Source organism: Acinetobacter sp. ANC_7553 (genome assembly GCF_056779895.1).
In genome coordinates this window covers 14,077-28,108 of record NZ_JBWYIV010000002.1, presented here as the reverse complement: position 1 = coordinate 28,108, position 14,032 = coordinate 14,077, and the positions used below count along the sequence as shown (strand labels likewise).

The 14,032-nt window shown below is 39.2% G+C and carries 14 protein-coding genes; 5 read left to right on the top strand and 9 right to left on the bottom strand.

Annotated elements, in window-relative coordinates:
* The first annotated feature begins 119 nt into the window (after positions 1-119).
* On the top strand, positions 120-1,157 hold the full coding sequence (locus tag AC1M9I_RS01855) for a type IV pilus twitching motility protein PilT (protein ID WP_092768204.1): 1,038 nt from the start codon (positions 120-122) through the stop codon (positions 1,155-1,157).
* A gap of 34 nt (positions 1,158-1,191) precedes the next feature.
* Positions 1,192-2,316: a PilT/PilU family type 4a pilus ATPase gene (locus AC1M9I_RS01850; RefSeq protein WP_481594453.1), complete on the top strand. Its 1,125-nt coding sequence runs from the start codon at positions 1,192-1,194 to the stop codon at positions 2,314-2,316.
* 55 nt (positions 2,317-2,371) lie between these two features.
* On the opposite strand, the gene fur is transcribed toward AC1M9I_RS01850, so the two are convergent.
* Entirely contained in the window at positions 2,372-2,809 is a 438-nt protein-coding gene (gene fur, locus AC1M9I_RS01845; RefSeq protein ID WP_035267453.1) for a ferric iron uptake transcriptional regulator, read from the bottom strand.
* A 112-nt stretch (positions 2,810-2,921) separates the two neighbouring features.
* Here fur and AC1M9I_RS01840 point away from each other — a divergent pair, with 112 nt between their 5' ends.
* The gene (locus AC1M9I_RS01840) at positions 2,922-3,320 is read left to right on the top strand and encodes an outer membrane protein assembly factor BamE (RefSeq protein WP_092768200.1); all 399 of its coding nucleotides are present in this window, start codon (positions 2,922-2,924) and stop codon (positions 3,318-3,320) included.
* Positions 3,321-3,365: 45 nt separating this feature from the next.
* Here AC1M9I_RS01840 and AC1M9I_RS01835 read toward each other — a convergent pair whose 3' ends face one another.
* The 8 genes from AC1M9I_RS01835 to AC1M9I_RS01800 all read right to left on the bottom strand — a co-directional run bounded on the left by AC1M9I_RS01835 (position 3,366) and on the right by AC1M9I_RS01800 (position 11,754).
* A complete protein-coding gene (locus AC1M9I_RS01835) occupies positions 3,366-3,689 on the bottom strand; it encodes an RnfH family protein (RefSeq protein ID WP_092768198.1) in 324 nt (107 codons plus the stop codon).
* On the bottom strand, positions 3,686-4,768 hold the full coding sequence (locus AC1M9I_RS01830; RefSeq protein WP_481593836.1) for a hypothetical protein: 1,083 nt from the start codon (positions 4,766-4,768) through the stop codon (positions 3,686-3,688). Before AC1M9I_RS01830 ends, AC1M9I_RS01835 begins: the two co-directional genes overlap by 4 nt.
* A gap of 109 nt (positions 4,769-4,877) precedes the next feature.
* On the bottom strand, positions 4,878-5,726 hold the full coding sequence (locus tag AC1M9I_RS01825) for a class II glutamine amidotransferase (protein ID WP_481593835.1): 849 nt from the start codon (positions 5,724-5,726) through the stop codon (positions 4,878-4,880).
* Positions 5,727-5,896: 170 nt separating this feature from the next.
* Positions 5,897-6,802 carry an acetylglutamate kinase gene (gene argB, locus AC1M9I_RS01820; protein ID WP_481594454.1) on the bottom strand — a complete coding sequence of 302 codons (906 nt, stop codon included), beginning with the start codon at positions 6,800-6,802 and terminating at the stop codon, positions 5,897-5,899.
* Between the two features lie 22 nt (positions 6,803-6,824).
* Positions 6,825-8,249, bottom strand: a complete 1,425-nt coding sequence (locus tag AC1M9I_RS01815; protein ID WP_481610606.1) for a phosphomannomutase/phosphoglucomutase — start codon at positions 8,247-8,249, stop codon at positions 6,825-6,827.
* Positions 8,250-8,444: 195 nt separating this feature from the next.
* Entirely contained in the window at positions 8,445-8,897 is a 453-nt protein-coding gene (gene dut, locus AC1M9I_RS01810; protein ID WP_035267418.1) for a dUTP diphosphatase, read from the bottom strand.
* A 24-nt stretch (positions 8,898-8,921) separates the two neighbouring features.
* Positions 8,922-10,961, bottom strand: coding sequence for a UvrD-helicase domain-containing protein (locus tag AC1M9I_RS01805; RefSeq protein WP_035267404.1), 2,040 nt, complete (start codon positions 10,959-10,961; stop codon positions 8,922-8,924).
* Positions 10,962-11,100: 139 nt separating this feature from the next.
* A complete protein-coding gene (locus AC1M9I_RS01800) occupies positions 11,101-11,754 on the bottom strand; it encodes a YiaD family glycine zipper/OmpA-like lipoprotein (RefSeq protein ID WP_092768184.1) in 654 nt (217 codons plus the stop codon).
* Positions 11,755-11,998: 244 nt separating this feature from the next.
* On the opposite strand from AC1M9I_RS01800, the gene AC1M9I_RS01795 reads away from it, so the two are divergent.
* Positions 11,999-12,928, top strand: coding sequence for an acyltransferase (locus tag AC1M9I_RS01795; RefSeq protein WP_035267399.1), 930 nt, complete (start codon positions 11,999-12,001; stop codon positions 12,926-12,928).
* A gap of 35 nt (positions 12,929-12,963) precedes the next feature.
* Positions 12,964-14,001, top strand: a complete 1,038-nt coding sequence (locus AC1M9I_RS01790; RefSeq protein ID WP_416202018.1) for a preprotein translocase subunit SecA — start codon at positions 12,964-12,966, stop codon at positions 13,999-14,001.
* The last annotated feature ends 31 nt before the right edge of the window (positions 14,002-14,032 follow it).

The window sequence follows — 14,032 nt, the reverse complement described above, 5'->3', positions numbered from 1 at the left end:
TAGCTTTCTCAGTTAATTCATCTTTTTTTACTTTCTTGCACGCTAACTGTTGGTTAAGCTGTAGGAAAGCCTTATTATTCTATCAAAATAATTACGATTTTAATGCGTTCGGGGAATTTATGGATATTACAGAATTACTGGCATTTTCAGTGAAAAACGGGGCGTCTGACTTGCACCTTTCTGCAGGAATGCCACCGATGATTCGTGTTGATGGTGAAGTTCGTCGTATTAACTTACCAGCCTTAGAACACAAAGAAGTACACCGCTTAATCTACGACATCATGAATGATAAACAACGTCGCGATTATGAAGAAAAATTAGAAACCGATTTCTCATTTGAAGTACCCGGTGTAGCACGCTTCCGTGTCAACGCATTCAACCAAAATCGTGGCGCTGGCGCGGTATTCCGTACCATTCCTTCTCAAGTGATTTCTATGGAAGACTTGGGCATGGGGCAAATTTTCAAAGACATTTGCGCCTATCCACGAGGAATTGTTTTGGTCACAGGACCAACGGGTTCAGGTAAATCGACTACGCTTGCGGCGATGATGGATTACATTAACGACAACCGTTACGACCATATTTTAACCGTTGAAGATCCAATTGAATTTGTGCACCAATCCAAAAAGTGTTTGATTAACCAGCGTGAAGTGCATCGTGACACACACGGTTTTAATGAAGCGCTACGCTCTGCACTGCGTGAAGATCCAGATATTATTCTCGTCGGTGAAATGCGTGACCTCGAAACCATTCGACTTGCACTCACTGCTGCGGAAACTGGTCACTTGGTGTTTGGAACACTGCATACCACATCTGCAGCAAAAACAATTGACCGTATTATCGACGTGTTTCCTGCCGATGAGAAAGACATGGTTCGTGCCATGCTTTCTGAATCGCTTCAAGCCGTCATCTCTCAAACGCTCTTAAAGAAAACAGGTGGCGGTCGGGTAGCTGCTCACGAAATTATGATTGGAATTCCAGCGATTCGAAATCTCATCCGTGAGAACAAAGTTGCACAAATGTATTCTGCAATACAAACCGGTGCAAATTACGGCATGACCACACTCGATCAAAGTCTCAAAAATCTTGTCGCGAAAGGCATTATTACCCCGCAAGTTGCACGTACTGCGGCTAAACAACCAGAATCATTTTTATAAAAAAGTGAACGTCATTTGATTTAGGGGAATCAAAATGGATTTTAATGACCTGCTCGACATGATGATTGTGCGCAAGGCTTCAGATTTATTTATCAGTGCAGATATTGAACCATCAATGAAAATTAATGGTGAAATTGTGCCTGTAGTTAAAACAAAGCTCACTGGTGAAATCATAGGTCAATTGATTCACTCGATTATGAGTGAAAGACAACGAATCGAATTTGCTGCAACACACGAATGTAATTTTGCTATTGCCAATCGTGATAAAACTGCGCGTTTTCGTGTCAGCGCTTTTCAGCAACGTGATCAACCTGGCATGGTTTTACGTCGGATTGAAACTATCATTCCAAGTATTGATGAGCTGAAACTACCGCCCGTCCTTAAAGATCTAGCAATGACTAAGCGCGGGATCATCTTATTTGTAGGTGCTACTGGTACAGGTAAATCGACTTCGCTTGCAGCAATGATCGGTCATCGTAATCAAAATTCTAAAGGTCATATCATTACCATTGAAGACCCAATCGAATTTATTCATCAACATCAAGGCTGTATCATTACTCAACGTGAAGTTGGAATTGATACAGACTCCTTTGAAATTGCACTGAAAAACACACTCCGCCAAGCACCTGATGTCATTCTTATTGGTGAAATTCGCTCACGTGAAACCATGAACTATGCGATTAGTTTTGCTGAAACAGGACATTTAGTATTTGCGACCTTACATGCAAATAATGCCAACCAAGCCTTAGATCGTATTATTCATTTCTTTGAGACGGATCGTCACAGCCAACTGTTTATGGACCTTTCACTTAATTTGAAGGCGATCATTGCACAACAGTTAATTGCGACTCCTGATAAAAAATCACGTCATCCCGCAATTGAAATCTTAATCAATTCTCCACTGATTTCAGACTTGGTGCGTAAAGGCGAAGTTCATGAAATTAAAGAAGTCATGAAGCGTTCCCGTGAAATTGGAATGCAGACGTTTGATCAAGCGCTATTTGACTTATATAAAGCTGAGAAAATCACTTATGACGAAGCATTACGTCATGCTGACTCTGCCAATGATTTACGCTTACAAATCAAACTCTCTGAAGAAGATCCAAACTATCTGTTGAATTCTGGCCCCCGCCTCACTTTTGATGGTCAAGATGATTAATCAATAGTGAATAAAAAAGGAGCAATCATTGCTCCTTTTTTACTTTAATCAAGATTTATTTTTTACGGTATGCTTCTTGGCATTCAGGCGCATCGCAGTAACCATATAAATTCAAAGAGTGACCTGTTAAAACAAAACCAAGTTGTTCAGCAACATTATGTTGTTCTTGTTCAATCAAATCATTGTGGAATTCAACAACTTTGTTGCAGTTCTGGCAGACCATATGATCGTGGTGATCATCTTGCATGATTTCGAATACAGAGTGATTATTCTCGAAATGATGACGTTGGATAATACCAGCAGCTTCAAACTGAGTTAACACACGATATACAGTTGCTAGACCGACATCTTCGCCTTGCTCAAGTAAGGTCTTATAGATATCTTCCGCGCTCAAATGATGCTGTCTTGAATTTTCTAATAATTCCAAAATCTTGATTCGTGGAAGGGTAACTTTAAGTCCAGCTTTGCGTAAATCTTGATTTGAAATAGGCATATAAAAAGGTCTCTCAACAAATTTTAAGTTGGAATATGCAACAGAGTTGAGATGCAGTATGATCTATCCTTGGATCAATTGCATCATAATTAATTTGGGATAGTGTAGCAAAATGCAAAAAATCATGCTGACGTTATTCGTCGCTTCTTTACTGGGTGGTTGTTCTGTCTTTGGTGTATACAAAGTTGATATTCCTCAAGGAACACCATTAACCCAAGCGCAAGCTTCAAAAATTCAAGTCGGGATGACTTACCAACAAGTTCGTTTTTTACTTGGTAGCCCAACCATTTCAGATCCTTTGAATCCTTTACGTTGGGATTACATCTACAATTATACCCCAGGTACATATGCTAAAAAAGCAAATATTCCTGCAACTCAAGGTCAGCATCTAAAAGTATATTTCGATGGTTCTGGCGTCGTGAATAAAATCGAAGGTTTAGAAACTATCCCAGAAACTCAACCTGGTTTACCAGGTTCGAAAGATGCGATTTTGAACGCGCCACCACTATAAAGAATTAGACATAAAAGAAAACCCCTCAAAGAGGGGTTTTTCATATCATTTCAATTGTTTAAAGCGATTGCCACGACAATAGCGCCCAACTGGATTCGCTGCCGCTCGCTTACGGCGTATATCTTTTGGATTAATCGTTAATGCCCGATAGATTTCCACCCGATCACCTGCTTGCAAAACATGCGATTGATCTTGTACTTTCGTCCCAAAAATTCCAACAGCATACTCGTCTGGCAACTGCGTACACGACGCGATACCACTTTGTGTAATAGCATCCGCAACAGACATGCCTTCCACAAATTCAAGTTCAATGTGAAACTGCTGGTCTACAGCAGCATAAGCAACCCAAACTTTTGCATTTTGGATCATGGTAACAATTGACCTAAGTAAGAAATCATTGCAACCACAATTGCTAAAGGTGTCACAATACGTACAGCCACACGCCAGATATTATAAAAAGCTTCATTACTAAAATTCAGCGCTTTACGTAAATGACTAATTTTCATGATCCAACCCACGAAAATTGCATAGATTAAACAAATGCTTAATCCCCAAAGCATTAAAATCGGAGTTAAAAATAGATCGGCTGCAGGGAATACCCAAATTAAAAGTGGTGCAAGCAATAAAATATATTGCACCGCTTGTGCTAATCCACGATGTACGAGTTGTTCCTTGCCAAGTTGCAGGAGTAAAGCTACTGCAAATATTGTTGCGATTAAAACGATATATGCTGGAATTGCAGCACTAATTGCAAAATATCCAAATCCAGCCACAGCCACCAGTTGCGCTAGCCAAATCGGTAAAGTTTTTGGCGTTGCAGCATCTTGTTTCTCTTGATTAAGATTTGTCTGCCAATACAATCCAAGCCCGAGACCAGAAGCCACTAAAGCGAGAATAGTTGCATTACCCCACTCTTTAAACTCAACAGGAGTCAGCTGCCACTCATTAACTTGGACACCAAAAACTTGAGCCGCGATTAAACTTGCAATCGTTGCAATCGCAGTAAGTACAACCAATACAGAACGTTGAAGAAATGATAAACTAAATGCAATGAATGCTGCGATACCCATCAAAATATTTGAACCAATACCAAAATCATTTTGTTGTGCTACAGCATTAGAAGTATTAAGTAATATACCGCCCGCTAAGAATGGAATAAAAATCACAGCAAGCCAACCAACCACTCTCCAACGTTGGTGCGCATCGGCTTCACGGGTCAATTTTGATAATGCGTTCAGCGCTGATGTTTGAGCTCGTTTCGCCAATCCAATTTCTAAATAGATAATTGGCAACGCTAAAAACAACATCGTTGCAAACCAAAGCAACCAAAAATCGAGTTGTCGATCAATTTGCAAGCCTAAGCTTGGTGCCAGACCCACAATAATGATAAATGATAAACAAAATGCCATCAGCGGCGATAACCATCGTGACATAGCGGTGTCCTGCATGAGGTATTCCATTAAAAAGTTTTACGCTATTTTGCCTAGCTCAATCATTAAAATCAAAGTCTGGCGTTAAAAAAGTAAGTGTAGATCTTAGCCACTTCACATTAAATTTTTAATACTGATCCGCGCGAGTAACACGCTTCAAGCTTGGGTCACGAGCTTCTCTGACTAATCGCTCAACGTGAGTTATGGTACGTAGTGTTGGCTTACCATCCTGAAATAAAATCATTTCGCCGGGCGTATATGCAAACCAAGCTTCATTATCTGTTAATGGTTCTGTCGTAATTACAGCCACACGATCTTCAGGTGTCGTGACCTGACTAAAATCGACTTCAACATCAATATCAATTAATCGTGCAGGTTGAAATGGATATTCGCGAACAATCCAGTGTAATTTTGTGGTCGCATAACTATACAAAGCCTGTCCATTTGATAAACAAAAATTGAATGTCCCATGCTCTGCTATTGTTGGCGAAATTTCTTCTAAAGCATGAAATACATCTTGGACACTTGGCTCTACATAACCAAACTTTTGTACGAGATGTTCTAATAAATAACAAAATGCAAGCTCACTATCTGTATTACCTACTGGTGTGAACTGTCCCGACAACCTTGGATGAAAATCATGCAGATCACCATTATGCGCGAAAATCCATTGTCTCCCCCACAATTCACGAATAAACGGATGAGAATTTTCTAAAGTAATTTTTCCCTGTGTTGCTTTACGAATATGCGCAATGACATTACGCGATTTAATCGGATAATTACGAACGAATTCTGCAATTGGAGACTCGACTGCAGATTGGTTATCAACAAATAAGCGGCATGCCTTATCCTCAAAGAAAGCAATGCCAAAACCGTCTGAATGATCTGACGTTATTCCAGCGCGCTGAGAAAAACCACGAAAAGAAAACGTAATATCCGTAGGGGTGGCACAATTCATTCCAAGTAGTTGGCACATAATCTTTCATTTTGCTTTAGTTATCAGTTTTATTGTGCATCAGCCTTATAGATGTTGCAAATATGAATATGGCAATTGAATATGTTTTATACCGGATATATGGGACATAAAACGATTATTCTTATCAAACAAAAAGCCACCGAAGTGACTTTTTATTATGTGATTATGAGTTAGTGCGCCGACTTAGAACGATTGGTAATCAATGTTCCAACACCGTGATCCGTAAAAATTTCCAATAAAGTCGCATGTGGAACACGACCATCCACAATATGCGCGCTCACTACACCACCTTTCACCGCATCAAGCGCACATCCCACTTTCGGAATCATACCGCCGTAGATCACACCTGTATCGATCAAGCGATCAACTTCTTGTGTTGTTAATCCTGTGAGTAGGTTTTTATTCTCGTCCAATACACCACTGATATTCGTAAGAAGAATTAACTTTTCTGCACCCAAAGCTTCAGCAACTTTACCAGCAACTAAATCCGCATTGATATTATAAGTGTTACCTTCCTCATCAACACCGAGTGGCGCAATCACTGGAATAAAATCACTTTGAGTGAACATTTCCAGAACGTCAGTTTTTACACCGACCACTTCACCCACTAACCCAAGATCAATTTGTTGAACAGATCCATCCTCTTGGTTTTTTTCCATCAACAACTTTTGAGCACGAATTAAGTTACCGTCTTTACCCGTTAATCCAATTGCACGACCACCATGTTGATTGATCAAATTCACAATAGACTTATTTACACTTCCGCCCAACACCATTTCTACAACTTCCATAGTTGCAGGATCAGTTACACGCATTCCATCAATACGGTCTGATTCACGCCCAAGTTGTTTCAAAAATGAATCGACTTGAGGACCACCACCATGAACCACAACCGGATTAAGACCAACTGTTTTCAGAAGCACGATATCACGGGCAAACGAACTTTCTAATGCAGGATCAGTCATTGCATTGCCGCCATATTTCACTACAAGTGTTTTACCTGTAAATCTTTGGATGTATGGCAAAGCTTCTGTCAAAATTTGAGCTTTGTCGATGCCAGTTTGTTGGTGTGGCATTCGCCTCTCCTTCATTCCTACATTAGTGTGCATTCAAAATACTTTGAGCAAGCACAGGATATTTTTCATTTAAAATTTTTACAAAATGCTGGCGAATTTCATAAAGTTTTGATGGACTATCTGCATCAAACCGTACCGTGAAGTATTCACCAGTATTTGATGCTCGCATAATGCCAAATCCGTAGTCAAAATCAAGGCGAATACCATCGATTTTACTCATTTTAGCCCCAGTACTTTTACAATTCTGCTCTATCAAGGCTAAGACGTCTTGCGGATTTGCATCTTGAGTTTCAATGTAGGTATCTTCAGTACCAAAGCGATCTGGAAATTGGGCGAGATATTCAGATAGCGTGATATTGAGTTGACTCAATGCCTCCATGACCCGTAATGCTGCATAAATACCATCATCGTAACCAAAACCACGACCATCATTAAAAACATAATGACCCGCATATTCTCCCCCAAAAACAGCTCGACCTTTGGACTGGGAAATATAACGGCGCATAAAACTGCTGCCAGTACGAATCATTTTTGCGATGCCTTGTAATTGTTCAATGGTTTTTGACACCATCGTTGAACATTTTACGTCATAAACAATTTCATGATGAGGATGCTGACTTAAACATAATGATGCGAATAATGCTAACAAGCGATCAGCAGACACAATGTGAGCATTTTCGTCCAAAATGACGGCACGATCACCATCACCATCAAGAGCAATCCCCAAATCCGCCTGATGCAACAAAATTTTTTCTTTTAGCTGCGTCAAATGCTTCGCTTGTGAAGGGTCTGGAGGATGATCAGGAAACTCTCCATTTTCACGACAACGTATTGAAATGACTTCACATCCCATTTTTTGTAGTACTAAATCAGCACAACGCCCAGCGGCACCATGCATACCATCTAATACAACCTTGAGTGGACGCTTTAATTGAATATCCTTGAGCAAAGCATGCTGATAAGCCAAGCAATACTCTGATTTAATCTGATGTGTCAGTTGAGGTGGCGTTGGAAAGTGATCATGTTGAAAATAGAAACCTTCTGCATACTCCCCAACATTTTGAATCATGTCTGGACAAGGTGGTTCGTATTCAATAATCCATTTAATCCCATTATCATGTTTAGGGTTATGACTCGCGGTCACCATGATGCCATTGCCATTTTTATGTCGAGCAGCAAAATACATTTGTGGGGTTGAACAACATCCAATGTTCTCGACATTCATCCCTTGGTTTTTGAAGACTGATTCAATAATCCAAGCAAAAGTAGGCCCAGTCAATCGAGCATCGTAACCTAGCACAATACTTTTCTGGCCACGTGATTGATACTGAGCAGCAAGCCCATGCGCAATCGCATAAATTGTTCTTGTATCCAATTGACTGACTTTTCCGCGAATATCATAAGCGCGGAAAATTTGTCTTGGAAAAATAAGTGGTTGGGTATTCATTCTTAATTAACACCGTTGACTGCTGAGTCAGAACAGCGTGATGAGAGTTGATCCAAATAAATTTTGAATATATTGAGTAATAAAAAATATCGTTATTCTTTATATAACGTGTACCAATTTCAATTTATATAATCTTTGTTAATATTTTGCAACATATAAATAAAAGCCTGATTTTACAGGCTTTTATCCAAAATACTATTGTTTTCCAGTGTGTCCGAATCCACCAGCTCCTCGCTCACTTGCCTTGAATTCGTCAACTAAATCAAATTCAGCTTGTAAAACAGGAACCAATACGTATTGAGCCAATCGCTCACCCGGCTCTAATGTAAATGCATTTTGACTGCGGTTCCAAACTGAAACCATTAATTCACCTTGATAATCTGAATCAATTAGACCGACGAGATTTCCTAATACAATCCCGTGTTTATGACCTAAGCCAGAACGAGGCAAAATCAAACCCGCATAACTTGGGTCTTCGATATAAATTGCCATACCTGTTTTAACTAAAACAGTCTGACCAGGCTCAATAGTGATCGCTTCATCTACACATGCACGTAAATCTAAACCTGCCGATCCTGTTGTTGCATAAGTAGGTAATGGCCATTCTTGACCAAGTCGTTGGTCGAGTACTTTCACTTGAACTTTCATATTCAATCCTGTTTTAAAATGTAATTAACGTTTGAGTAAAGCTTTCAGATTTTGCAGATAATGCTGTGCCTGTAATTTTGGATCGATATTTTCAGCCAATTTCTTTTTTCGACCTAGCCAATCGACTTCATCTTGTGGCAATTCATCCAAGAAGCGACTTGGTGTCATTTGTTTCATCTGACCGCCATTTTTACGCTGTTCTGCAAGCGTCAAAGTCAGACCTTGTTTGGCACGGGTAATACCAACGTACATCAGTCGACGTTCTTCTTCGATGGTATCAGCCACAATTGAATTCTTGTGCGGAAGCAACTCTTCCTCAAGCCCCATAATATAAACAAATGGGAATTCCAGACCTTTAGAAGCATGCAAAGTCAGTAAGTTTACTTTATCGATATCTTCATCTTCTTGCTGTTGCTCCAACATATCCAGCAACACCATCTTACGAATGACACTTTCGATATTTTTTTCATCGACATCTTCAGCACGATTGATCAAACTTTGAATACTGCTATAAAGCACTTCAATATTGTCAATTTTAGTTTTTTCTTGTGCTGGCGTCGCTGCCGTTTCTTTGATGTAGTCGATATATCCTGCCTCAACCATCATTTGGCGGACTTTAGGCACAGGTTCATCATCATCTAACAGTTCACGCGTAAAACCTTCGATAAAATCAGCAAACTCAGCCAATTGAGATGTCGCCTTCTTCGGTAATACCATACTTAGGCGCTGATCATTCGCGGCACCTAGTAAAGAAAGATTATTCTCTTGCGCAAATAAACCTAGTTTTTCTAAAGTCACAGGTCCTATGGCACGTTTAGGTGTGTTAATAATGCGTAAGAAAGCACTGTCATCTTCAGGGTTAATAATGAGACGTAGATAGCTCATAATATCCTTGATTTCAGCACGACCAAAGAACGACTGACCACCAGAAAGTTTGTAGGGAATCTGCATCTGACGAAGTTGTGTTTCTAAAACACGTGCTTGGAAGTTTCCACGGTATAACACGGCGTAATCTTTCCAATTTTTACCATTCATCAATTTATGAGTCAGCAAATCTTTAACAACGCGTTCCGCTTCATCATCATCATTACGACAAGTAATAATGCGGATCACCTCACCATGACCTTTATCACTCCACAATTTTTTATCAAAAATATGTGGGTTATTCTCAATCACATGGTTTGCAGCTTTTAAAATACGACTGGTTGAACGATAGTTTTGCTCAAGCTTAATGACTTTTAAATTGGGGAAATCTTCCTTCAATAAGGCCATATTTTCTGGCTTTGCCCCCCGCCAAGCATAAATTGATTGGTCATCATCCCCTACAGCCGTAAATTGTCCCATGACACCAACAAGCAGTTTGACCAAGATATATTGGGCGGTATTGGTATCTTGATATTCATCAACCAACAAATAACGTACACGGTTTTGCCATTTATCACGGACTTCAGCATTTTCTTGAAGAAGGCGTGTCGGCATTACGATTAAATCGTCAAAATCGACCGCATTATAGGCACGTAAATTACGCTCATAAAGTTGATAGAGATGCGCAAATTGAACATCTTCAGCCGTTTCACAAGTCGTATGTGCTTGCTCCGGCAAAATTAGATCGTTTTTCCAATCTGAGATCATCTTCATCGCTTTTGCGATCAGCTCTTTACTTTCTGCACCAGACAAATTATCTCGGTGCATTAAATCCATTAAAATACGCTTACAGTCATCAGCATCTAAAATGGAAAAGTTTGCTTTAAGTGGCGTATGTTTTAATTCTAGTCTTAATAAATTCAAACCAAAGGTGTGAAAGGTAGAAACAGATAAACCCTTTCCATCCTCTTTACCAAGCAATTTACCGACACGCTCTTTCATCTCTCGTGCAGCTTTGTTGGTAAAAGTCATCGCAGTAATACGATGTGCTGGTATACCGCATTTTTTGACTAAATATGCAATTTTCTGTGTGATTACAGAGGTCTTACCTGAGCCTGCCCCAGCAAGTACTAACAAGGGTCCTTGAGTGTATTTCATGGCTTCAAGTTGCTTGTCGTTCAAATGACTGGCTGATGACATATTCTTTCCTCTTTTCCTTCAGCGCTCGATTATAGTCATCTGCTTCGAATATGACTAACGTTAAATTTAATGAAGGTATATTTGAATAAATTTCAGACATAAAAAAACCACCCGAAGGTGGCTTTTTTAAGATCATGTATTATTGAACTGCGTAAACAGCAATCTCTACACGACGGTTTTGTTCTTTACCTGCTGCAGTTGTGTTATCAGCAATTGGGTTTGAAGAACCTAAACCTTGAGCATTAATACGTGCTGTAGAAACACCCTTAGATGCTAAATAGCTAGCAACAGATTGAGCACGTGCTTGTGACAATGGGATGTTAATCGCATCATTACCTGAACTATCAGTATAACCAGTTACAAGGATACCGCTCTTGTTGTCTTCAGTTAAAACTTGTGCAACACGGTTTAAAGTGTCATAGAAGTTTGGCTTGATATTTGATTTATTTGTATCAAACGTGATAGCACCTGGCATTACTAAGTTAATAGAGCCATCTGGATTACGGTTTACATCAATACCTGTACCAGCAGTTGCTTGGCGTAATTTTTTCTCTTTATTGTCGAGATATACGCCTGCAGCACCACCTAATACAGCACCAATCGCTGCTGCACGGTTATTTTGACGGCTAGTGTTCGCATTACCTTTAGAAACACCGTAACCAGCTGCTGCACCAATTAAAGCACCCAATGCAGTTTTGTCATACTCGACGCCACCAATATTGTTACCAGTTGTTTGACAACCAGAAAGTACCATTGCCCCAACCACTGCAGCTGAAATAGCTAATGCACGCATGGGATGACTCCTTTTATATGTTTTTGTATGTGATGAATAATGATTTGTTAGAAACAATTTAACCATTACTATTTTGTTAATAATAAACAGTTTATTAACAATATGTAATCTTTTGTAGCATCTTTCGTTAATGCTTCATCATATTTTATACATAGTTAAGAAAACGGGCTTTGTGATTTGAGCGACTCGATTTATAGTGTTTTAAAAATTTCAATCACATGCAATCACTTTTTAGGACTGTGCAATGGCAGCAGAGAAGCAGAAACAACCTATTTTAAAAAAAATTTCTAAGGGTTTAACCGTAGGTTCTGTGATCACAGGAAGTACATTTTTTCGTGGCCCACCTATTCTTGCATTAGGTTTGACTAAACTCGTAAAAAAATCATCAAAAATCGATGAAACCAATATCAATATCGCCAATGGTTGGATTGGTACGAATAACTGGCTCATTGAAAAAGTTCTCCCTGAGCTTAAATGGCACATCACGATTGATGAAGATCTAGATCTCAATCTACAAGGTCGTTACATCATGACCTGTAATCACCAAAGCTGGGTAGATACAACTGTTACTCAATATTTTGGTCTTAAACGTATGCCGCTCACACGTTTTTTTACGAAATGGGAACTCATTTTTATTCCTTTTGTTGGGCAAGCATTCAAGATCCTTGGTTTTCCTATGATGAAGCGTCATACCAAAGCGCAAATCGAAAAAAATCCTGCGCTGAAATATCGTGATATGGAAGAAGCGCGTAAATCGTGTGAACAACTGCTCAGCCAACCTTTTACCTTATTAAATTATTTAGAAGGTACGCGCTATACGCCCGAAAAACATGCTCAACAAAAATCTCCGTATAAAAATTTACTCAAGCCTAAAGCGGGTGGTCTAGCACTTGCCCTAAATATTCTAGGAAGTGAAATTGATGCACTAGTCGATATGACCATTGTCTATCCAGATGGTGTGCCAGGTTATGGAGATTTTTGGTTAGGAGAAGTTTCTCAAATTGCCGTGAATTTAAGAAAAATTGAAATTCCTGCTTGGGTTCATAGCGGCAATTATGAGGATGATGCCGACTATCGCGCTCGTTTCCAAAAATGGGTTGATGAGCTTTGGACAGAAAAAGATCAGTTAATTACACAGTTAAAACAACAGCTTCAAGCTGAATCTGTAAATTAAGCTGTCCTCAGAATGTATTGCATATGACAGAACGCATGACTAATTCTCGAAAAACTTTCCGTCCACAGCGTCACGATACGTTATTTTGGAAGATGTTCCTGATTTATGACATCTTTATGATGCTCATTATTTTAGTCAATTTGTTTTGTCTATGTGCCAATGCATTTTTAATGAGTAATTTTGGCTCATGGGTATTTGACACGGTTCAATTACCTCAAATTCTGGAGTTTTATAAATCCGAGCTTCACCCATGGGTCATCATTACTGAAAGTTGGTTTATCACATTTTTAATTGTTGAACTCGCTGTAAGATGGCTGATTGCAATCGTCAATAAACATCATCAGCGTTGGTTTTTCTTTCCCTTCATTCATTGGTATGAAATATTAGCTATTATCCCTTACCTTCGCTTTTTACGTTTAATTCGCGTCGGAGTGATTGCCTATAGACTGCATGAGCTAGGCTATAAAGTCATACCTAATAAATGGTTCAGACGTCTTAATTTTTACTATAACGTGATCATGGAAGAGCTCTCTGATCGTGTGGTGATTACTGTCATTGATAGTGTAAAAAAAGAGTTAGACACTAGCTCAACCCATAAAAAAATCATTCATGATCTGGTGAATCACCATCGAGACATGTTTGCCACGACATTAGCGCAAGTCTTACAAGAATCTTTAGCAACCGAATTAAAACTTCAAAAAGATAATATCTCGCAAGGCGTTGGTCACATTGTCATTAAAGCAATTGAAGACACACCAGAGCTAACACAGCTCTTAAAGCTGATTCCATTGGTGGGTGGTCGTATAGAACAGCAAATCCACAACATTGGTCAACGATTAGGTGAAAATATTACCGACGGTTTAGTTGAACCTTTTATTTCTGGAACCATTGATAAACCGAATGCGCATTATCAACTCATTGCTGAAAAAATTAGCCAGCTCAATATTGATAATCATGCATTAGAACAACTCGTTGAATCTGTCGTTTATGAAAGTCTTGAGTCTTTAAGAAAACAGGTGGCAGTAAAACAATGGCAAATAGAGTTATCAAAAAACAATCAAGTCAAGGAATGATCATTTCTCTATTAATTTAATATATCCGCTA